This is a genomic window from Pseudomonas taeanensis MS-3 (genome assembly GCF_000498575.2).
Taxonomy (GTDB): Bacteria; Pseudomonadota; Gammaproteobacteria; order Pseudomonadales; family Pseudomonadaceae; genus Aquipseudomonas; species Aquipseudomonas taeanensis.
In genome coordinates, this window is record NZ_AWSQ01000005.1 from 46,753 (window position 1) to 66,863 (window position 20,111).

Annotated in this window: 17 protein-coding genes and 1 pseudogene; 7 read left to right on the forward strand and 11 right to left on the reverse strand. The window is 59.6% G+C overall.

Features of this window, described 5'->3' with window-relative positions; genetic code table 11:
* Window positions 1-4: 4 nt before the first annotated feature.
* The 11 genes and pseudogenes from tssH to TMS3_RS24725 all read right to left on the reverse strand — a co-directional run.
* Window positions 5-2,632, reverse strand: a complete 2,628-nt coding sequence (gene tssH, locus TMS3_RS17565) for a type VI secretion system ATPase TssH (RefSeq protein WP_025166597.1) — start codon at window positions 2,630-2,632, stop codon at window positions 5-7.
* 14 nt (window positions 2,633-2,646) lie between these two features.
* The gene (gene tssG, locus TMS3_RS17570; protein WP_025166598.1) at window positions 2,647-3,654 is read right to left on the reverse strand and encodes a type VI secretion system baseplate subunit TssG; all 1,008 of its coding nucleotides are present in this window, start codon (window positions 3,652-3,654) and stop codon (window positions 2,647-2,649) included.
* Complete coding sequence (tssF, locus tag TMS3_RS17575) at window positions 3,618-5,408, reverse strand: type VI secretion system baseplate subunit TssF (RefSeq protein WP_025166599.1); 1,791 nt, start codon at window positions 5,406-5,408, stop codon at window positions 3,618-3,620. The genes tssG and tssF overlap by 37 nt, the downstream gene beginning before the upstream one ends.
* A gap of 13 nt (window positions 5,409-5,421) precedes the next feature.
* Complete coding sequence (locus TMS3_RS17580) at window positions 5,422-5,916, reverse strand: carboxypeptidase-like regulatory domain-containing protein (protein ID WP_160321040.1); 495 nt, start codon at window positions 5,914-5,916, stop codon at window positions 5,422-5,424.
* A gap of 15 nt (window positions 5,917-5,931) precedes the next feature.
* Entirely contained in the window at window positions 5,932-6,348 is a 417-nt protein-coding gene (locus TMS3_RS17585; protein ID WP_025166601.1) for a hypothetical protein, read from the reverse strand.
* The gene (locus tag TMS3_RS17590; RefSeq protein WP_025166602.1) at window positions 6,341-7,912 is read right to left on the reverse strand and encodes a PAAR domain-containing protein; all 1,572 of its coding nucleotides are present in this window, start codon (window positions 7,910-7,912) and stop codon (window positions 6,341-6,343) included. Before TMS3_RS17590 ends, TMS3_RS17585 begins: the two co-directional genes overlap by 8 nt.
* 10 nt (window positions 7,913-7,922) lie before the next feature.
* Window positions 7,923-8,327, reverse strand: coding sequence for a type VI secretion system baseplate subunit TssE (tssE, locus tag TMS3_RS17595; RefSeq protein ID WP_025166603.1), 405 nt, complete (start codon window positions 8,325-8,327; stop codon window positions 7,923-7,925).
* 6 nt (window positions 8,328-8,333) lie between these two features.
* The gene (tssC, locus tag TMS3_RS17600) at window positions 8,334-9,809 is read right to left on the reverse strand and encodes a type VI secretion system contractile sheath large subunit (protein WP_025166604.1); all 1,476 of its coding nucleotides are present in this window, start codon (window positions 9,807-9,809) and stop codon (window positions 8,334-8,336) included.
* Window positions 9,810-9,833: 24 nt separating this feature from the next.
* A complete protein-coding gene (gene tssB, locus TMS3_RS17605; RefSeq protein WP_025166605.1) occupies window positions 9,834-10,340 on the reverse strand; it encodes a type VI secretion system contractile sheath small subunit in 507 nt (168 codons plus the stop codon).
* A gap of 33 nt (window positions 10,341-10,373) precedes the next feature.
* The gene (tssA, locus tag TMS3_RS17610; RefSeq protein WP_025166606.1) at window positions 10,374-11,936 is read right to left on the reverse strand and encodes a type VI secretion system protein TssA; all 1,563 of its coding nucleotides are present in this window, start codon (window positions 11,934-11,936) and stop codon (window positions 10,374-10,376) included.
* A 418-nt stretch (window positions 11,937-12,354) separates the two neighbouring features.
* Window positions 12,355-12,623, reverse strand: a pseudogene (locus TMS3_RS24725) (transposase); the annotation flags it as partial.
* A 560-nt stretch (window positions 12,624-13,183) separates the two neighbouring features.
* On the opposite strand from TMS3_RS24725, the gene TMS3_RS17620 reads away from it, so the two are divergent.
* From TMS3_RS17620 to TMS3_RS17650, 7 genes are all read left to right on the forward strand, one after another.
* Window positions 13,184-13,954, forward strand: coding sequence for an ABC transporter substrate-binding protein (locus tag TMS3_RS17620; protein WP_025166608.1), 771 nt, complete (start codon window positions 13,184-13,186; stop codon window positions 13,952-13,954).
* A 187-nt stretch (window positions 13,955-14,141) separates the two neighbouring features.
* Window positions 14,142-14,831, forward strand: coding sequence for an ABC transporter permease (locus tag TMS3_RS17625; RefSeq protein ID WP_025166609.1), 690 nt, complete (start codon window positions 14,142-14,144; stop codon window positions 14,829-14,831).
* Window positions 14,828-15,541 (forward strand): ABC transporter permease, encoded by a 714-nt coding sequence (locus TMS3_RS17630; protein WP_025166610.1) that lies wholly within the window; start codon window positions 14,828-14,830, stop codon window positions 15,539-15,541. Before TMS3_RS17625 ends, TMS3_RS17630 begins: the two co-directional genes overlap by 4 nt.
* Before the next feature lie 27 nt (window positions 15,542-15,568).
* Window positions 15,569-16,336 carry an ABC transporter ATP-binding protein gene (locus TMS3_RS17635; RefSeq protein ID WP_025166611.1) on the forward strand — a complete coding sequence of 256 codons (768 nt, stop codon included), beginning with the start codon at window positions 15,569-15,571 and terminating at the stop codon, window positions 16,334-16,336.
* A gap of 35 nt (window positions 16,337-16,371) precedes the next feature.
* Window positions 16,372-17,502: a DUF2817 domain-containing protein gene (locus TMS3_RS17640; protein ID WP_025166612.1), complete on the forward strand. Its 1,131-nt coding sequence runs from the start codon at window positions 16,372-16,374 to the stop codon at window positions 17,500-17,502.
* Window positions 17,503-17,759: 257 nt separating this feature from the next.
* Window positions 17,760-18,818 (forward strand): aromatic ring-hydroxylating dioxygenase subunit alpha, encoded by a 1,059-nt coding sequence (locus TMS3_RS17645; RefSeq protein ID WP_025166613.1) that lies wholly within the window; start codon window positions 17,760-17,762, stop codon window positions 18,816-18,818.
* Window position 18,819: 1 nt separating this feature from the next.
* Window positions 18,820-19,962: an FAD-binding oxidoreductase gene (locus TMS3_RS17650; RefSeq protein ID WP_025166614.1), complete on the forward strand. Its 1,143-nt coding sequence runs from the start codon at window positions 18,820-18,822 to the stop codon at window positions 19,960-19,962.
* The last annotated feature ends 149 nt before the right edge of the window (window positions 19,963-20,111 follow it).

Here is a 20,111-nt window from a genome sequence, read left to right on the forward strand (position 1 = left end):
CACCTTAAGCGAACTCACAGAGCAGCGCTCCTTCGCCATCGAGGGTGGCGTGCACGCGCTGTAGAGGCGTGCCGCCGGCCATGGCGTCCAGCAGGCGGTCGACCACCAGCGGTTGCAGGTGCTGATCGATCAGGTGATCGATCAAACGCGCGCCGCTGTCGCTGTCGGTGCAGCGCTCGGCCAGGTGGCTCACCAGTGCGTTGCAATGGCTGAAGTGCAATTGCCGGCGTTGCAGGCGCTCGCCGAAACGCTGCAGCTTGAGGCTGACCAGCTCGTTGAGTACTGCGCCGTTGACCGGGTAGTAAGGCACCACTCGCATGCGCGCCAGCAGGGCGGGTTTGAAGTGCTGACTCAGGGTCGGGCGGATGGCCTGCTCTAGGTCTTCGCTGGACGGGCGTTGACCGCCCTGGCAGAGCGCATCGATGCGTTCGCTGGCGAGGTTGCTGGTCATCAGGATCAGGGTGTTGCGGAAGTTGATCTCGCGACCCTCGCCGTCGTTGGCCACGCCCTTGTCGAAGATCTGATAGAAGATGTTCATCACGTCCGGGTCGGCTTTCTCCACCTCGTCGAGGAGGATCACCGAGTAGGGCTTCTGCCGCACCGCTTCGGTGAGCATGCCGCCTTCGCCGTAGCCGACGTAGCCGGGCGGCGCGCCGATCAGCCGGGAGACCGTGTGCTTCTCCTGGAACTCGGACATGTTGATGGTGGTGAGGAAGCGCTCGCCGCCATACAGCAGGTCGGCCAGGGCCAAAGCGGTTTCGGTTTTGCCGACACCGCTGGGGCCGACCAGGAGGAATACCCCGACCGGCGCATCGGGTTTGTTCAGGCCCGCAGCGGTGGCGCGCATGGATCGATCCAGGGCTTCGATAGCCTGCTCCTGGCCGCGCACGCGCTGGCGCAGGTCGCTGGCGAAGTTGACCACCTTGCTGTTGTGCTCGCGGGCCAGCTGGCTCAGCGGCACGCCGGTCCAATGGCTGATCACCTCGGCCACCAGGCGCGGGCAGACCTCATGGCTGACCAGGCGTTCGGCGGCCTGTGCGGCGGCCAGTTCGCTCTGAGTCTGGCGCAGTTGCTCTTCCAGCTGCGGCAGTGAGGGTTGCGCTTCGCCGTCTGCCTGGCTTTCCGGATCGACTGCGGCGCTGGCTTCAGCAGGGGCCTGGCGTGCGCTGGCGCACTGCTTGCGCAGTTCGAGCAGGCGCTCGGCCAGTTCGCGCTGGATCGCCCAACGGGTTTCCAGTTGCTCCAGTTCGGCGCGGGCTTGACCCAGACGCACCTGCAGTTGGGCGAGTGCGTCGCGGTCGATGGCCAGGCCGGCGTCGAGGTCGCGGCGCAGGGCTTGGTCCTGGCGCTGACCCTCGGCAATCTCGCCGCGCAGGCGTTCCAGGGCCTCCGGCGCGGCGGCCAGGCTGATGCGCACCCGGGCGCAGGCGGTGTCGAGCACGTCGACGGCCTTGTCCGGCAGCTGGCGGCCGGACAGGTAGCGCGCGGACAGTTCGGCGGCGGCGACTACCGCATCGTCACGCAGGTAGATGCCGTGGCTCTTCTCATACACCGGGGCCAGGCCGCGCAGAATGGTCACCGCCTCGTCGACGCTCGGCTCATGCAGCTGCACCGGCTGGAAGCGCCGCGCCAGGGCCGGGTCTTTCTCGAAGTACTTCTTGTATTCGCTCCAGGTAGTGGCGGCGATAGTGCGCAGCTCGCCACGGGCCAGGGCCGGTTTGAGCAGGTTGGCGGCGTCGCCACTGCCGGCCTGGCCACCGGCACCGATCAGGGTGTGGGCCTCGTCGATAAACAGGATGATCGGCTTGGGCGAGGCTTTGACCTCATCGATCACCCCTTGCAGGCGGCGCTCGAACTCGCCCTTGACGCTGGCGCCGGCCTGCAGCAAGCCGAGGTCGAGGCACAGCAGCTCTACGCCTTTGAGCGCTGCCGGCACTTCGCCAGTGGCGATGCGCAGGGCCAGGCCTTCGACTATGGCGGTTTTACCGACGCCGGCTTCGCCGACCACGATGGGGTTGTTTTTACGCCGGCGGGCGAGGATGTCGATCATCTGGCGAATCGATGCATCGCGGCACAGCACCGGGTCGAGCTTGCCGTCGCGGGCCTGCTCGGTGAAGTTGTGGGTGAAGCGCGACAGGTTGGATTCACCGCCTGCCGAGGGCTTGCCTGCCGCTGAGTGCGGTTGCTGGGCCATAGCGAATTCGCGCAGGCGCTCGGCATTCAGCTTGGCCAGTAGCGGCTGGTAGTGGCTGCCGGCATAACGCATCGGGTTGCGCAGCAGGGCGAGGATCAGCGCGGCTTGTTCGACCTGGTTCTGGCCCAGTTCCAGATTGGCCACCAGCAGGGCGTCCTGCAGCCATTGCACCAGCTCGGTGGAAAATACCGGGTTGCGCGATTCATTCTGCTCGCCGCGCGGTTGCAAGGCACGGGCCAGTTCGCCGGCATCCACCTCGGCATCCAGCAGGGCACGGGCCAGCAGGCTTTCCGAGCGCTGCAACAGGCCGAGTAGCAGGTCTTCAACCAGGATTTTGCTGCCGCCGCGCACCACACAGCGCTCGGCGGCGGTTTCCAGGTCGCGCTTGGTTTCTGCGTCAAGGGCCTGTACCAGTTGTTGCAAGTCGACGTTGATCATTCTTCTCTCTTTCCCTAGTGAGTCTTGCTACCGAGGGTGACGATGCCGTCGGCGTTATCGCGGCCGAGCCAGCTGGTCCAGCCGAGTCGGCAAAGGTTTTCAGCGCCGATGCGCAGCTCGCGGATCTCGTCCTGGCGCAGTTCCAGGCGTATGTCGTAATCAAGGGGGTCGCGCAGGGTGAAGCGCACCAGTGCGCACAGGGGTTGGTAGCCGGTGCCGATAGGCAGGAATTCATGGAAGCGATCCCAGCTGAGCTGGCGGATATGGATACGGAACTTGCCACCGCGATCTCGCACCCATTCACCGAGCACCAGGCTCTCACCCAGTTGGCTGTTGGCCAGGCCGAGGCGATTCTGTTGTTCGCCGAGGATTTCCACCTGGCGCTCAAGGCACTGCTCGATAAACAACTCGGCGTGTTTGAAGTAGTAACGCAGCACCGACTCGATCAGCGCCGCCGAGTGTGCCCGTAGGCTGAGCAGGCCAAGGTAGGGCAGCAGGCGCTTCCAGTTCAGTTCGGAGGCGGCGCGTATCTGTGCACCACCCAGGCCGATCAGGGCGAACAACTGCTCCGAGAAGGGGTCCAGCGCGCCGCTGTGGAAGCGCGCGTGATAACGGTATTTCTGCCAGATCGGCAGTAACAGGCGCTGTAGGCGATTGTTGAACAGATCGAGAAAATCGCGGGTAGGGTTGCCGTCGATGCTGTCGCCCAGCGCCTGCTCCCCATAGAAAGCAGGCAAGGGCGAGCCGGCGCCGAACAGGCTGACCAGATTGATGCGCAAACACGCGCGCAACTCGCCGTGTTCTTCGAAGAACTCCACGCGATCGATATCGCTGCCCGGGAAACCCAGGCTTGGGTTGGCCTGGAACTCCAGGCGCTGCTGCAGCGACTCCTCATCCAACTCGGGATGAGCGGCTTGCAAGCGCTCCAGCACCAGCTGCACACCCTGAAACAGGCTGTACTCGCGGATACCCTGGCTCAGCCGGTTCAGAGCAGGGGCTGTTGCCCCATGCGCGGCGTCCATTTGTACACCTCTCCCTGTGTGCTCTGTACGCGCAGCTCGTGATACGAGTTGAGGCTGGCGTACAGGGCAAAAAATTCATTGAGTACCGAGGCGAAGAGAAACAGATCGCCTTCGCCGACATAGCCCTCGGGGTTCATGGTCAATTCAGTGCGCACCCCGCGCACTGGTAGGCCACGGTGCAGACGGTCAACATGCTCATGGCGGATACTTTTCAGGCCATCGAGCAGACGCTTGCTGACTTTCTCTGCGTGCTGGTCGTAATAGCGCGGCAAATCGTAGGTCTCGAGGATCACCTTGAGCGCCTCGACGTTGGCCAGCGACAGGTAGTTCAGCGACATGTTGCTGATCAGCTTCCAGAGGAAATCGCGGTGCAGCGGCGGCGCATAACTGGGCGTCACCGCACTGATGTTGCGGAAGCTGAGGAATTCCGGGGTGTCCTCGCAGGGCATGCAGATGTCGCCCAGGCCCAATTGGCGCGGCAGGTTCTGGTTGGTGCAGGTCAGCTCGATCGACAGCGTCTCGTGCTGATCGAGGTTGCGCAGGCCGAAGCTCAAGTAGGTTTCCAGGCCGTCGCCCAGCAGCGAGGGTTGCTGACGCACGCTGTAGTGCGGGCGCGCCAGCGGCACGTCGAAGCTCGGATCATGCTCGAAGGATTCGAACGGCACGTACTCTTCATAGCCCTTGCCGCCGGGCTTCCAGCCGGTAACCCGGTCCACCGAGAACACCCCGCAATGCTGCGAGTCGAACTCGGCTGGCAGCAGCAGGTATTGATCCTGTTTGCCGTCCAGGCGGATCGGAATGGCGTCGTGGGCGAACAGGTTGACCACCGGCGTGCAGTACAGGCGCACGTTGTCCAGGGTAGGGCGGATGCGTTGCACCCCGGCCTTGTGGATATCGAAGCGCAGCTCTAGACCGCGGGCCTGCTTGAGCAGGTCTTCGGGCAGGCGTTTGAGCGCATCCAGGCCAACAAGGTCGACGAACAGGAACTTGTCCTGGAAGGCGAAGTATTCCTGCAGGTAGCGGTAGCCGCGAAAGGTATTGAGCGGGTAGGGGATCAACGCCTGATCTTCGGCAAAGCCCACCGGCTGAACCTGAGTACTGGGCAGCTGCAAGGCGGCAATCGGTTGATCGTAAGCATCCTTGAGTGGCTTACCCGCACCATCGAGCAGTACCAGTTGAATGCCGCCGAGGTGCCGCAGCAGGCTGAGGTAGAGCAGCTGGCTGATGTAGCGTTCGCCAGCCAGGTGCAGGCGCAACTGCTTGAGATTCAGCTCACCAAGATGACCATCGGCGGTCATGCCCAGGCGCAGGCTGAGCAGGGCACCATCGCCCTTCACCGAATAATCCAGGCCATTCAGCGCCAGAGGCAACACCTCGGTGGCGAAGGCGGTGCGAAAGCGACAGGTCACGCCCTGGATCGGCTTGGACTCTACCGGCGTGTTACGCGGCACCGGCAAGGCCGGTCCGGGTCGTTTGAGCGGGTCGAACTGCAACATGCTGAAGGCCGGCAGCGGACGCATATAGTTCGGCCACAGCAGGTGCATCAGCGAGTGGGTCAGCTCCGGTAGTTCGTCGTCGAGCTTCTGCCGCAGGCGCCCGGTAAGAAAGGCGAAACCCTCCAGCAGCCGCTCGACATCCGGGTCGCGCCCGCTCTGCCCAAGAAACGGCGCCAACGCCGGGCTGCGCTCGGCGAAACGCTTGCCGAGTTGGCGCAGGGCGGTGAGTTCGCTCTGGTAGTAGTGGTTAAAAGACACTGACTGATTCCTTTCAGTTCGGGGCGTCGCAGACGGGAATACCCGACGCCGGAAGCGCCCGGTATTTGCTGGGGCTGTGCTCGGGGAGGAGCGGAAGATTGGCCAGCGCAGCTTGCGGTTGGCCCGAGCACCAGCGCATCGACCCCCAGACACAGGTCCGGGCTTTGTAGCCGGAGGCCGTTATGGTCAGCGTGGTGGCGCAGGGCGGTGCATCAGCCAGCATGGCGATCAGGCGGTAGTCCGAGTGTCCGGCAAAAGCAAAACGCCCGTGCGCATCGCTGCGGGTTTTGTAGGTGCGTGACATATCGCTGCCGATTTGCAGCGTCAGCCCAGCATCGGCAATTGGCGCGCCGCTTTCGGCGGAAACCAGATTGCCTTCGATAGTCGGATTGACTACTACCGAGTGCGGGTAGATCACGCAGGCTTTGAGCTCAGTAGTTGTGCCGATAAGCATCGCTAGATGCATTCCGGCGCGGTTAGCACTGACGGTTCTGGATATCAGGGGCATGCAAGGACACTCGGTTCAGGGGGCTGAAGTGCCGTTGCTTGGGCAGAACGATCGGTCTTCGACAATCCACTGTCGAGTCGACCCTTCATCGCGTTTTTCTATATTGCGTAGGTGGCTTCTTAGCGTGCTGCCATCTATCTGCTGAGATGCACCATGGTTGGTAGCAATCGTCAGCTTGTATGAGTCCTGAATTTGCCCGATGACATCTTCCCCATAAGAGTTGTAGAACCCAATGAGTTCTCGATTACCAGGGGCGATGTCTAATGTTCGTTCGGGTAAACCAATGTTCGAGTCATTGGCGACAACGATTTGCAGTGTCTGGCCACAGTTGTTGAGCAGATAGATTTCGTTCTTGAGCAGTCGCTGGGCGGTGCAGGCACTGAATACCGACAGGCTTATGAGCAGCACGAACAGTTGTGATCCCTTAGTCATCGAACTGCACCCGTGCCAGCCATATAAGCCCCTTGGCATCGACTTCGGCCGCTACTGTTCGGCTCCAACGATCCCAATCGTTTACGGCGTAGTGTTTAAAGTAATGCATGACGTCTATCTCTCCTGATCGAGGGGTTGCAGTGCCGTCGATTTCGTTCTGCAGCAGGGTCGAGCTCCCCTTGTGAGTCCAGGAATAGTGAGGAATCAGGCCGCCATCGCCGTAGCTATTCAGAATGAAATGTCCAAACTCGTGGGCGGCGGTGTGAAGAAAATCCTCGCGGGCATAGTCCTTTGCAGCTTGTAGCGCGGAAGGAGCTTTGGCTTTAGTGACAAAGGCGTCATAGGCCCGACCCACGTTGTGGTGGATGTTGCGAAAGCCCCCGAGACTGGTTGAGCGCCCTCCGTCAACTGTTAGGTTCTCGGTCAGGGGAAATGTCTTGGCCTTGGGCTGGCTAGCCAGATCGACGCTGACAGTTAACTGATAAGTGCCCTGGCTGGAGTTGATGCCGCTGCCAATACCGGGTGCTCGCATGCCATTGCGTGACCAGTGCAATTCGATACCTTCTTTGGCGAAGGTCTCTCGATCTTTGTAAGGCGTGGGGGCGAGCCCAGGTATATTCCCTTTGACCCCACCATCAGAAAAGCTCGGCCGTACCGTGACTTCGACTGTCTTGGCATTGCGGTCGATACGCGCGTCGACCCATTTCACTTCCGCGGCTTTATTTTCCAGCTTCAACTCAACTACGTGCTGTTGGCCGCCCTTGTGAGCGGTCAGGCGGATGCAGAGGTTCGGGCTCTTCAGCACTTGGGTATCCAGTACCCCGGCCATGCTGTAGCCGTCCCACTGCCAGGGATGTTTACCTGCAGACAGCAATGCAGAAGTATCCGGCTCGGCATAGAGCAGGGTGCTGCCGTCGAAGACTTCCAGGCTCAGGCTGTCCGCCGTTTGCTTGCGGTTGTCGACGAGGAAATCGATGCTTTCCTTGTTCTGCGTCGTCGCGTTGGCGAGTTCGTCGTAGTCCGGGATTTCCAGCGGAGTCAGCAGGTGGTTGCCGCCGGATTTGAGCTTGAGGCGGTAATCCAGTTCGATAGCCTCCTGCTTGGCGTTGCTCGTCTGGATGGCCGCGGCGGCGGTCGCGGCAGAGGCGGGGGTTGCACTCGTCGTGGCTGCGGAGGATGTGCCGCCACCGCCACCGCCACCGCCACCGCCACCGCCGGATGCGGTTTTCGGCGCAGCAATCGCCGCCATGCTCAGGGCGGCAACTGGGCTGACGGCCACACCGCCGCCACTGCTGCCTATCAGCACTGTGCCGGAGCCACCCACCACCACATTGCCATGGCTGCCCACGGTGCCGATGGTGGTCGCCGGCTTGCCGTTGATCAGTACGGTGGGGATCACCGCGCTGGACAGGGCGCCGCCGCAGGCTGACGGGTCGCCTTGGCGGGCGGCGGGCAGGCTGTCGAACAAGACGTCGGGCGAGCCAGCGGCGATGGGGTTGGTGCCGTGACCGGGAATCGGGCAAGCAGTGGGGTCGCTTAGGCGTGCAGCGGGTTTACCGGACATGGGGCTCTCCTTAATTGACCTTGACCTGTCCGCTGCCATCCAGGCGCGCGGAGAAACTCACTTGGCGTTTACTGCCATCCACTTCCAGCAGGCCGTCGATGGCGAAGGCGAGGCTCAGTGGATCATGGTCGCGGGGCAGGGAAATCACCCGTACCTGGCTTAAGCGCGGTTCGTACGCTTCGATAAAGTGTTCGATGGCGATACGCGCCTGTTGCAGCGAGTCGTGCAGCGACAGGCGCATATCGTTGAGATCGGGCAACCCGTAGTCGGGCAGCGTTTGCACGCTGCCCGCCCGGGTGCTGAGCATTTTTGCCAGATGGGCAGCCACCGATGTCATGGCGGCAACCTCGAGGCTCCAGCCGGCGCGTTGGCTGGCTTCACCGCCGAGGCGTTCGAATAGGCTGCCGTAGCTCACTGGTTGTTACTCCTTGTCCAGCTTGCCAACCAAGGACAGGGTGAAATCTGCACCCATGTACTTGAAGTGCGGGCGTACGTTGAGGCTGACGCGGTACCAGCCAGGCTCGCCTTCGACATCGCTGACTATGACCTGGGCGGCGCGCAGCGGGCGACGGCTACGCACTTCGGAGCTTGGGTTTTCCTGATCGGCGACGAACTGGCGGATCCACTTGTTGAGTTCCTGCTCGAGGTCGGTGCGCTCTTTCCAGGCGCCGATTTGCTCGCGTTGCAGCACTTTCAGATAGTGGGCCAGGCGGTTGACGATGAACAGGTAGGGCAGTTGGGTACCGAGCTTGTAGTTCAGCTCCGCGGTCTTGCCTTCTGCACTGATGCCGAAGAACTTCGGCTTCTGCGCCGAGTTGGCGGAGAAGAACGCGGCGTTGTCGCTGCCTTTGCGCATGGTCAGGGCGATAAAGCCTTCTTCGGCCAGTTCGTATTCACGACGGTCGGAAACCAGCACTTCGGTGGGGATCTTGGTTTCGATCTCGCCCATGCTCTCGAAGTGGTGCAGCGGCAGGTCTTCAACCGCGCCACCGCTCTGCGGGCCGATGATGTTCGGGCACCAGCGGAACTTGGCGAAGCTGTCGGTCAGACGGCTGGCGAAGGTGTAGGCGGTGTTGCCCCACAGGTAGTGCTCGTGGCTGTTGGCGACGTTTTCTTTGTAGACGAAGCTCTTAACCGGGTTATCTTCTGGATCGTAGGGGTTACGCAGCAGGAAGCGCGGTACGGTGAGGCCGACGTAGCGGGCGTCTTCCTGTTCGCGGAAGCTCTGCCATTTGGCGAATTGCGGACCTTCGAAGTGGTCTTTCAGGTCTTTCAGGTCCGGCAGGCCGGAGAAGCTTTCCAGGCCGAAGAATTTCGGGCCGGCAGCTGCGATGAACGGTGCGTGGGACATGGTGGCGACGCTGGCAACGTATTGCAGGGTCTTGATGTCCGGTGCACTCGGGTCGAAGAAGTAGTTGGCGATCAGGGCGCCGACCGGCTGGCCACCGAACTGGCCGTACTCGGCGGTGTAGATGTGCTTGTACAGACCGGACTGAACGATTTCCGGGCTGTCTTCGAAGTCATCGAGCAGGTCCTGCTTGGAGGCGTTGATGATCTCCAGCTTGATGTTTTCGCGGAAGTTGGTCCGGTCCACCAGCAGCTTGAGACCGCGCCAGGAGGATTCCAGGGCCTGGAACTCGGCGTTGTGCAGGATTTCGTCCATCTGCCGGCTGAGTTTGGCATCGATCTCCGCGATCATGCGGTCGACCATAGCCTTTTTCACCGGCTCATTTTCGTTCTGCGGCTTCAGCAATTCTTCGATGAAAGCCGACACGCCACGCTTGGCGATGTCATAGGCTTCGTCGTCCGGAGTCAGTTTGGTCTCGGCAATGATGCGGTCGAGAATGCCGAGTTCGGCGGCGCTGCGACCGCTCTCTACTGCTGCACTAGTGCTCATGAATTAGCTTCCTTGTTAATTAGATCAGGAGTCCAGCTTGTCTTGGGCGGCCAGGCCTAGCTCACCGAGCACGCGGTCACGCGAGTCGTCATCGGCGAGTACGCTTTCGATCGCCTTACGGAAGGCCGGGGCATTACCCAGTGGGCCTTTCAGAGCAACCAGGGCGTCGCGTAGTTCCATCAGCTTTTTCAGCTCAGGCACTTGCTCGACCAGATTGGCCGGGGTGAAGTCCTTCATCGAGTTTATCTTCAGCTGCACGGCCAGCTCGTCGTCGGTGGCTTCGTCCTGCAGACGATTAGGCACGCCGAAGGTCAGGCTGAGTTCCTGTTTGCCGAGAACTTCATCGAAACTGTTCTTGTCGATGCTGATCGGTTTGCGGTCTTCGATCTTGCGATCGTCGGCACGCTGGGTAAAGTCACCAAGCACCATCAACTTCAGAGGCAGTTCGATTTCTTCCTGAGCGCCGCCAGTGGCGGGTTTGAACGTGACGTTAATGCGTTCCTTGGGGGCTACCGAGCCTTCTTTGGCCATGGTGATTCTCCGTTACGGTTATGGCCCGTGGGCCTAGTCCAGTACCACTTCAAGATCGAGGTGGCACAACCTGCGGTAGATCTCTTCCTTGCTTTCACGCACCGCGTGGTTCTGCGGCAACAGCTCGCAGCAACTGTGCAGCATGCGCAGTACGTCCAGGGCGAGATCGGGTTCCCAGTCGCCGAGGCCGGAGGCCTGTAGCGTCTGGTCGAGCGATTCGAGTTGGGTCTTGGCCAGTTCGTATTTCTTCGCGCTGAAACACAGGCGCGCCAGGGTCAGCTGCCAGAAGAAGCGCTCACGGCCGCCTCGTGCTTTGGCCAAGCCCAGTTTGAGTTGTTGCACGGCCGCTTTCAGGCCGTCCTTGCGCAGCTTCGGCAGAGTGTCCTGCAGGGCGACTTCCCAGGCCGGCTGGCTGCCGCTGTCATTGGCGGCCGGCGCGCTGGCGGTTACCGGTGGCTGCAGGTGCGGCATGACGTGGGAACTGAGCCAGGCGCGGGTTTGTCCGTCGGCGAAGGCGCTACCGTCGTGAAAGCGCAGCTCTTCCAGGCCGTTCATGCGCTGCAGGAACAGTGCAAGTTGGATCTCTACCTCGCGCATTGCCTGTTCAGCGTCCAGCTCTTGCAGGCATTGCCAAGCCAGGTGTTGACCGTCGAGCCAGAAGGGCGCGCGTGCGATGCTGGCCTCCAGGTCAACCAGCAGGTCGGCGTATTGACCCTGCTGATAGCGTTCCTGGTAGCTGGCCAGCTTGTCCGCAGGTAGGCCGCGCAGAGCGGTGATCTGTTCAGCATTGCGCTCCGGCAAACTGTCGATTGGCAGCCACAGCAGGGTGCGGGACAGACGCAGGGCGCGCAGATCACTGGCTTTCTGTTTTAGCCAATAAGCACACAGTGGGCGCCCCTGGTCTTGCAGGCTGCGTAGGCTCTTGTGCGCGTCCTTCTCGCTCTCTACCGGGGCGCCGGGAGCGAGCATCTGACTGGCGACCTGTTTCACCTGGGCCAGGGCCGCACCGACGCTACCGGGTTCCGGCTGACCCTGGCTGGCGCGGCTGACCAGTTCATCCAGGCGTCGGCACAGCGGCAGCAGCAGCGGGGCGTCTTCGCCCAGGTGTTCGGACAGGCAGGCTTCCAGGGTGCGCAGTTGCTCGGCCAGGCTGCGGAACAAGGGTAATTGCTCGCCAACTGGTACATGCTCGGCCAGCGCTTGTTCCAGGCGCGGAATCAGCCAACTGATAGCGGCGGCACGTGTGCGCGGCTTGCGTGGATGCAGATCGTTCCAGTGATTCAGGCAGAGATAGTGCAGCAGGCTCAAACCGGCTTGCAGGCCAGCGAAGGATTCGCGCTGGTACAGCCCCCAGATCAGCCAGGCGGCGACACGCAGGTCCTTGGAGTGGGCGCTGAGCAGCACCTCACTGTTTTCGCGAACTTTTTGCCAATCAATGATGCCGCTCTCATGCAGCGCGTTGGCCTTAGCCAACTCATTTTCCAGAAGTTCGTATTCTGTGGAGTAGCGCACGTCACTGCCAGCGAAGTCATCTTCGTTAATGGGCAGCTTGGCCAGTTTCAAATAGTGGGTCGTAAGCGCGTTTGAATAGGTCATCCATGACTCATTATGCAAAGCAGGTAATTCAGAGCGCGGCATTTATATGTAAATGCATGCGTAGAACAAGCTGGTCTGCGCAATTTTTTGCGCACATCAATGTGCAGGAAATTGCGCAAAGCCGTTAAGAGGCGGGCATCCTAGCCCCATAGCCTGCCTTGGGCAACAGTGTGAAGTGTGACCTGCGTTGCAGCGATTATATTTGTCGACCATTTATTCAGTCGATAGTTTCGGACCGCACGAATAGTTTTCTCTGCAAGCTTATATATGTGCTGTGGTCGTCAGAAAATGGAGTTTTAGTTTGTAGGAAATAGCCTACTAAGCAACTAACTCAATCCGATTAGACGGGGCGATATGTGCACTGAAACTGCTGGATAAAGATGCTTGCACGTATTGATCGCCGCCTCGACGCAGGGTCTGCCAGCCCACGGAAGCGCACTTTCACATACACCCAACTGGCGCTTGATCACCCGGAACGAATGCTCGCCCTTGGCCCGTACCTGAGCCTTGCCTTCTCGGTCTTGCGCAGTGCTTTGTACAAATACTGCGCTTATCAAGCTTCTTGTACGTACTGCGGCGGGCGGCGATCTGCCCGATGACCTCACGGCCTTTATGTTCAGGGCGTTTCTCAACGCCGGTGTAACCAGCTTCGGCACCGACCATATTCTCATCGCCGTGGAGCGGCTTACCGCCTGCTTCATAGAGGCAGTAGACGAGGTTGTCGTGGCGCCGCTCGCGTACTGGAGTCAGATCTGGATGCCTATGAGTCCGGCGGGGCGTGTAGCCCATCACGAAATGTATGAGCAGGTGATCCACAGACTGTCGAGCCACCAAGCTTGTTGGCCAGGCTGTGGTCGTGACTAAGCATCACTTGGCCGTAACACGAGAGTGACGGATTGCGACGGTAATCGAGCCTTCTGCCTCTCCGGCGCAAGTGCGCATGGTGAGGTAAAGGCTTGTTGGTCATGGACATGGATCAATTCGTATTGGCGCAGACCTGGCTGCTCAATACTTTAGGTAAGCTAAATGAACAGCCAGTTTTCCTGTCTTTTGTTTAATTCCATGACGTATTAATGTGAATTTCGCCCCTTTCTTGAGCTGGCTTTCCAATGTGGGGGAGAGGCTGAAGAATTAGAAAGGCTGTGGCTAGGTGAGAGCCCGGATCACTTAGCGTATAGATGGTGCATAAATAAGTTTCCAGCTATGTGCTGAGCTACGTATTTATAATAAATAAAGGAAAATAATAAATGAAAACCTTTGCACTTGCCGCTGTACTTGCTAGCGTCTCTTTTGGCGCAGTGGCCGAAGAAGTTAACTCCATTCGTTTCGGCGTGGATCCAACCTTTCCCCCCTTCGAGTCAAAAAGTCCGGATGGTTCTTTGACCGGTTTCGATATCGACTTGGGTAATGCAATTTGCGCTGAGTTAAAGGTCAAGTGTATTTGGGTTGAAACAGCCTTCGACAGCATTATTCCTGCGCTCAAGGCCAAGAAGTTCGATGGCGTACTGTCCGCAATGACGGTTAATGATAAACGCAAAGAGCAAGTTGCCTTCTCCGATAAACTCTATAACTCACCCAGCCGTCTGGTTGCGCGGGAAGACAGTGGATTGTTGCCGACGCCTGAGTCGCTCAAAGGCAAGCGTATTGGTGTGGCGCAAGGTTCCACTCAAGAAGCCTACGTCAAGGGCTTCTGGGTGCAGCATGGCGTCAATATAGTGTCCTACCAAAATCAGGATCTGGTGTTCCAGGATCTGATCAATGGGCGTGTCGATGCGAGCCTGACGGATGCGCCGGTCGCCGATATTGGCTTCTTGCAGACCCCTAATGGCAAGGGTTTCGCATTCGTTGGTGAAGCAGTAGAAGAAAAGACAGTGTTGGGCGAGGGCATCGCTATCGGCCTGCGTAAGGAAGACAACGCACTGCGTGAGAAGATCAACGCCGCACTGGCTGAAATTCACAACGATGGTACTTACAAGACCATTGAAAAGAAGTACTTCACGTCTGACATGTACAACTAAGCTCACTCGCTTAACTGTTCTGAGTTAGTCAGCGGGTAATGGGTCCGTGTCGGCCCTGTGGCTCATTACCTGTTTGACTACCCGGATAGTGTAATGGCGATGTGAGCTCCAGTTGAAGAATTTCGCGAGTGTTTACTGCAGTGCCTGAGTGGAACGGTGGGTAATCGTCCATGCAGGAGGAGAAAATATGCTCTTACAAGGTTTTGGCGGACTTATTCTTGAGGGGACCTTGGCAACTATCAAGTTGGCAGTGCTCTCAATGTTATTAGCGGTACTCATTGGCTTGATGGGGGCGTCGGCAAAGTTATCCAAACTTTGCCTTAGGCGCCATACCGCGACGGTCTATACCACGCTGATTCGTAGCGTTCCCGATTTGGTGCTCATGCTGTTGCTGTTCTACAGCCTGCAAATATTTTTGAATAACCTGACTGAGTGGTTTGGTATCGATCAAATCGATCTCAACCCCTTCGTGTCCGGGGTGATCACCCTGGGCTTCATTTATGGCGCTTATTTCACCGAAACCTTTCGCGGCGCCTTTCAAGCTGTTCCGGCGGGTCAGCTAGAGGCGGCCTCGGCCTACGGTATGAGCCGCTGGCAAGTGTTTCGTCGAGTGTTGTTTCCGCAAATGATGCGCTTCGCCTTGCCGGGAATCGGCAACAACTGGCAGGTGCTGATCAAGGCCACGGCGCTGGTGTCGATCATCGGTTTGATCGACATCGTCAAGGTGACTCAGGACGCTGGCAAGAGCTCAATGCAGCTAATGTACTTCAGCATAGTCGGCGCGCTGATTTATCTGGCGATCACCACGGTTTCCAACGGCGTGCTGCTCTGGCTTGAGCGCCGCTACTCTCAGGGTGTTAGGGCGGCAGCGCTATGATCGAGATTATTCAGGAGTATGGCCAGGCTTACCTGTGGAACGATGGCTACCATCTGTCCGGCCTGGCCATGACGCTGTGGTTGCTGACCGTCTCCATCGTCATAGGTTTTGTGCTCTCGGTGCCTCTGTCGGTGGCGCGTGTGTCGCAAAACTGGGCGATTCGCGGGCCAGTCTGGTTCTACACCTATGTGTTCCGCGGTACACCGCTGTATATCCAGTTGCTGATTATCTACACCGGTATCTACAGCCTTGAGGTGGTGCGCGGTCAGCCGCTGCTGGAAGGTTTCTTTCGCGATGGCCTCAATTGCACGCTGTTGGCTTTCGCGATGAACACTTGCGCCTACACCACTGAGGTCTTCGCTGGGGCCATTCGGGCGACGCCTTATGGCGAGATCGAGGCGGGACGTGCCTACGGTATGTCGTCTTTCGGTTTATATCGGCGGATTATCTTGCCGTCGGCGTTGCGCCGCGCGCTGCCGTACTACAGCAATGAAGTGATTCTGATGCTGCACTCCACCACGCTGGCCTTTACCGCTACGGTTCCCGACATTCTTAAAGTGGCGCGGGACGTCAACTCGGCAACTTATGCCTCGTTCGAGGCCTTCGGTATCGCTGCCGTGCTCTATGCATTGCTGGCATTCGTACTGGTCTGGGTGTTTCGCCGCTGCGAAATACGCTGGCTGGCCTTCCAGAAGCCCCAGTCCCATTGATTCGCCGGATTTAGAGAGAGTCGATCCATGTATAAATTGACGGTAGAAGATCTGCATAAGAAGTATGGCCCCCATAAGGTGCTCAAAGGGGTGTCATTGAAAGCCAAGGCGGGGGATGTGATCAGCATCATCGGCTCGAGCGGATCGGGAAAAAGCACTTTCCTGCGTTGCATCAACTTTCTCGAGCAGCCTTGCGCGGGGCGCATCACGGTGAATGCCGAGGAAATTCGGACTCACAATGATTCCAGTGGCGCGCTGAAGGTGAGCGATGCCCGTCAGTTGCAGCGAGTGCGGACCAAGCTGGCGATGGTCTTTCAGCACTTCAATCTGTGGCAGCACATGACGGTGTTGGAGAACATCACCGAGGCACCGATTCATGTGCTCGGCGTCAGCCGCAAGGAGGCTGAACAGCGGGCGCGGGGCTACCTGGCCAAGGTCGGCCTGGAACCCAGCGTGGAAGACAAGTACCCCTCGCACCTCTCTGGTGGGCAGCAGCAGCGTGTGGCTATTGCGCGCGCGCTGGCGGTGGAGCCGGAAGTGATGCTGTTCGACGAACCCACCTCGGCCCTCGACCCGGAGTTGGTCGGTGAGGTGCTGAAGGTGATGCAGGCGCTGGCCGAAGAGGGCCGCACCATGGTCGTGGTGACCCATGAAATGGGCTTCGCTCGCAACGTGTCCAACCACGTGATGTTCCTCCACCAAGGTGTCGTCGAGGAGGAGGGGCATCCGAGCGAGGTGCTGGTCAATCCGCAGAGCGAGCGTTTGACGCAGTTCCTCTCTGGTCGCTTGAAGTAATCCACCGCACAGCCTGTCAGCAGGATGAGATCAGCATGAGCCAAGACTTTCCAGCACAGCCAAGCTATTCAGCGCAGCGTGAACGCTTTCTCGTTGCTGCGCGGGCCGCGGGGGCCCGCCTGAGCGAGTATCGCCATCCTTTGAGTGGGCCCTTCGACGAAGCGCTGCTCACCGATGTCGCGGTAATCGGCGACCCTAGCGCTTCGCGAGTGCTGGTGGCGCTCAGTGGCACCCACGGGATTGAGGGCTTCTATGGCTCGAACTGCCAGGCCAGTTGGTTGCAGGAGCTGGCTGGCAGGGAGCTGCCAAGGGACGTGGCGGTGGTGATGATCCATCTGATCAATCCTTGGGGCACGGCCTGGATGCGTCGGGTCAATGAGGACAATATCGACCTCAACCGCAACTACCTGGATTTCGCCCAGCCCGCGCCGGTCAATCGCGGCTACGAGGCGTTGCACGAGATCTATGCCTGCTCCCAGTTGCGAGGTTCGCAGCGCGAGCGAGCGGATGCACTGTTGGCTGAACGGCTCCGTGCCGAGGGTTGGTCGGCGCTGATGGCGATAGTCGAGGCCGGGCAGTATGCCCATCCCGACGGCCTGTTTTATGGCGGTCAGGCAGCGAGTTGGTCGAACCAGACGCTGCATCGAATCATGCAGCAGCATCTGGACCAGGCGCGTACCGTCATGTGTTTCGATCTGCATACCGGCGCCGGCGATTACGGTCACCTGATGTTGCTGGCAATCGCCCAGGCCGCCTATCCGGCGCTGGACGATGCGCAGGCGGTGTATGGTCCCTGGCTGCACACACTGCTCACCGGCAGCGATAACCAGAGCGATACCGGTGTTGCGGCGACAACCACGGGCTATACCTCGCAGGCGCTGCTCAATGCCTTGCCCGATCAGCACTTGATGCAGTTTGTCATAGAGTGCGGCACTTATCCGGGGGAGCAGATCCACCGTCATCTGCGTGACGATCATTGGCTGCACCTGCACGGTGATCCTTGCGACCGGGTGGGCCGGCAGATCAAGTTGGATCTGTTGGAGCAGTTCTTCCCGGCCGACAGCGACTGGCAGGCGCTGGTCTGGTTACGCACGCGACAGATCTGGGAGCGTGCGCTGGCGGCGTTGCCGCAGATTGATCAGCCCGGCTCGAAACCAGGGCGCTGACACCGCGAGCAGCCTTGCTACTGATACCGAATCGCGACCTTTACTTGGATTGAGCCGCTCATGCTTGAGCGGTTTTGCCGAGAAACCGCTGTGCGCGTTGTAGACGATTTAAAACTATTTAGTTTTTCTAAACAAAGCTCGAGGTTTTCGTATCTTTCCTGAGTTTTGTTTTTCCGTATGCTGATCTCATCAGCAAAGCCGAGGCGTCAGTCATCGCACTGCGGCACAGCACAGATAACAACTTATGGAGAGAACCTATGTTTCTGCGAAATGCATGGTATGTAGCGGCCAGTGAGGCGGAACTGGGTGAAGACCTGTACCCCGCGACTATCCTCGGTGAGAAAGTGGTGCTGTTCCGCAAGACCGATGGCACCCCGGCCGCGCTGGAAGATGCTTGCCCGCATCGTAAGTTGCCGCTGTCCATGGGGCGCCGGCAGGGCGATACGCTAGAGTGCGGCTACCACGGCCTGACTTTCGACTGCTCCGGCAGTTGCGTCCGTGCCCCAGGCAGCAGCCGCATACCGCAAGGTGCGCGGGTACGCAGTTATCCGCTGGAGCAACGCTACGGCCTGATCTGGATCTGGATGGGCGCTGTCGAACTGGCTGACCCAAGCAAGATTTGCGACGTGCCTGAGTGGGGCGATTCGACCTGGGGCATGAATCGCGGCGACAGCATGATCGTGGCCTGCAACTATCTATACGTGACCGATAACCTGCTCGATCCTTCCCACGTGGCCTGGGTGCATCAGAGCTCTTTTGGCAATGCGGCATGCGCCGAAGAACCGCTCAAGACTACGGTCACCGACGTCGGGGTGATCGTTTCGCGCTGGATGCGTGATGTCGAGGTGGCGCCTTTCTACGCAAAGTTTGTTCAATTCAGCGGTCACTGTGATCGCAAGCAGCACTACGAAGTGCACTACCCTGCGCAGGCGATCATCAAGGCACTGTTCACCCCGGCTGGCACTGGCTCGGACGAAGGTCCATTGCATGAGCAGGTGTTCCTGATGAACTCCTACAACTTCATGACCCCGATCGACGAATCGAATACCCGTTACTACTGGTTCCAGATGCGCAACTTCGATCCAACCAACGAGGCCGTGTCGCGCGAGTTCGATGCAGACGTGCGCCATGCCTTCTCCGAGGACCGCGTTATCCTGGAGGCCGTACACAGCGGCTTGTCTAACAAACAAACACCAAACATCGATCTGGCCTCCGACTCCGGGCCGCTGCGTTTCCGCCGCAATCTGAACAAGCTGATCGAACAGGAGCAAGCCAGCAGCTTGATTCCGCTGGTTAAGCAACACGCGGAGGTGTGATATGAGTGCCGAGCGTCAGACCCAGCCGAACCCGCGTGGCTTCAGCCACTATCGGGTGGTGGATAAGCAGCAGGAAAGCAGCGTCATCACCTCCTTTGTCCTGACGGCTGCCGATGGCTCTGCGAACCTGAGCTTTCGCCCGGGGCAGTACCTGATCGTGCGCCTGCCGCGGGAAGACGGCGGTACCCTGTTGCGTAACTACAGCCTCTCGGGGGATGTCGCGAATCCCGCGCATCTGCGTATCTCGGTCAAGCGCGAGCCGGCCCCCTTCGACAGGCCCGAGCTGCCTGCCGGGCTGGGCTCCAACTACCTGCATGACCGCGTGCAGGTGGGCGATCTGCTGGAAGTTGCCGGCCCGGCTGGTGACTTTGTTCTCGACGAAAAGAGTGAGCGCCCGGTGGTGCTGTTCAGTGGCGGTGTCGGGCTGACACCGATGCTGAGCATGCTGCATAAGTTGAGTCAGGATTCGGGCCGTTCGGTGCACTTCATCCATGCCTGTGAAAATGGCGAAGTGCATGCCTTCCGCGATGAGGTGCTGGCCCTGGCCGAGCGTCGTCCCGGGATCCGCGCACACTTCTGCTACCGCAATCCTGGTCCGGACGATCATGCCTATCACAGCCAGGGCCTAGTCACCCGGGAAACCCTGCAAGAGCTGCTGCCACTGGATGACTACGACGTCTATCTGTGTGGCCCGCGGCTGTTCATGCAGGCCAATTGGCGCCTGTTACGTAGTCTGGGGATCGCCCAGCAGCGTATCCATTACGAGTTTTTTGGTCCTGCGACCATCCTCGAAGAGGACGATATCGAGCAATCGGAGCCGGCCTCCGTGCCGACACCCGTACCTGTGCCGGTCGCGCAGAGCAGTGTGGAGCAGGGCGCGGAAACCCTGAGCGTACGCTTCCTGCCTTCCGGCACTACGCTGGCCTGGGATCAGAACTGCAACTCGCTCCTCGATCTGGCCGAGCAAGCCGGCCTGACCCCAGCATTCAATTGCCGGGCCGGCCTGTGCAGTACCTGCCAGGTGGACTTGCGCGAGGGCGATGTCGAGTACTTCGAGGAGCCATTGGAAGTCCCGGAGAACGGCGCGATTCTGCTTTGCTGCTCGCGTCCGCTGAGTACCGTGACCATCGATTTGGGTAGCTAAGAGCACCGTTACGCCTGCACCGGTGTTTGCATTACAGTTACCTACACACCTATGGGTGGGTTCTGCATCGGTTAATCAGGGCGGGATGCTAGTAGAGGCATACGGCCAGCCACCGTACATTGCATGATCCAGTTATACCCCCGTACAAA

Coding starts and splice junctions, on each gene's coding strand:
- tssH (WP_025166597.1), bottom strand. CDS start 2,632: ATGATCAACGTCGACTTGCAACAACTGGTACAGGCCCTTGACGCAGAA.
- tssG (WP_025166598.1), bottom strand. CDS start 3,654: ATGGACGCCGCGCATGGGGCAACAGCCCCTGCTCTGAACCGGCTGAGC.
- TMS3_RS17580 (WP_160321040.1), bottom strand. CDS start 5,916: ATGCCCCTGATATCCAGAACCGTCAGTGCTAACCGCGCCGGAATGCAT.
- TMS3_RS17585 (WP_025166601.1), bottom strand. CDS start 6,348: ATGACTAAGGGATCACAACTGTTCGTGCTGCTCATAAGCCTGTCGGTA.
- TMS3_RS17590 (WP_025166602.1), bottom strand. CDS start 7,912: ATGTCCGGTAAACCCGCTGCACGCCTAAGCGACCCCACTGCTTGCCCG.
- tssC (WP_025166604.1), bottom strand. CDS start 9,809: ATGAGCACTAGTGCAGCAGTAGAGAGCGGTCGCAGCGCCGCCGAACTC.
- tssB (WP_025166605.1), bottom strand. CDS start 10,340: ATGGCCAAAGAAGGCTCGGTAGCCCCCAAGGAACGCATTAACGTCACG.
- tssA (WP_025166606.1), bottom strand. CDS start 11,936: ATGACCTATTCAAACGCGCTTACGACCCACTATTTGAAACTGGCCAAG.
- TMS3_RS17620 (WP_025166608.1), top strand. CDS start 13,184: ATGAAAACCTTTGCACTTGCCGCTGTACTTGCTAGCGTCTCTTTTGGC.
- TMS3_RS17625 (WP_025166609.1), top strand. CDS start 14,142: ATGCTCTTACAAGGTTTTGGCGGACTTATTCTTGAGGGGACCTTGGCA.
- TMS3_RS17630 (WP_025166610.1), top strand. CDS start 14,828: ATGATCGAGATTATTCAGGAGTATGGCCAGGCTTACCTGTGGAACGAT.
- TMS3_RS17635 (WP_025166611.1), top strand. CDS start 15,569: ATGTATAAATTGACGGTAGAAGATCTGCATAAGAAGTATGGCCCCCAT.
- TMS3_RS17640 (WP_025166612.1), top strand. CDS start 16,372: ATGAGCCAAGACTTTCCAGCACAGCCAAGCTATTCAGCGCAGCGTGAA.
- TMS3_RS17645 (WP_025166613.1), top strand. CDS start 17,760: ATGTTTCTGCGAAATGCATGGTATGTAGCGGCCAGTGAGGCGGAACTG.
- TMS3_RS17650 (WP_025166614.1), top strand. CDS start 18,820: ATGAGTGCCGAGCGTCAGACCCAGCCGAACCCGCGTGGCTTCAGCCAC.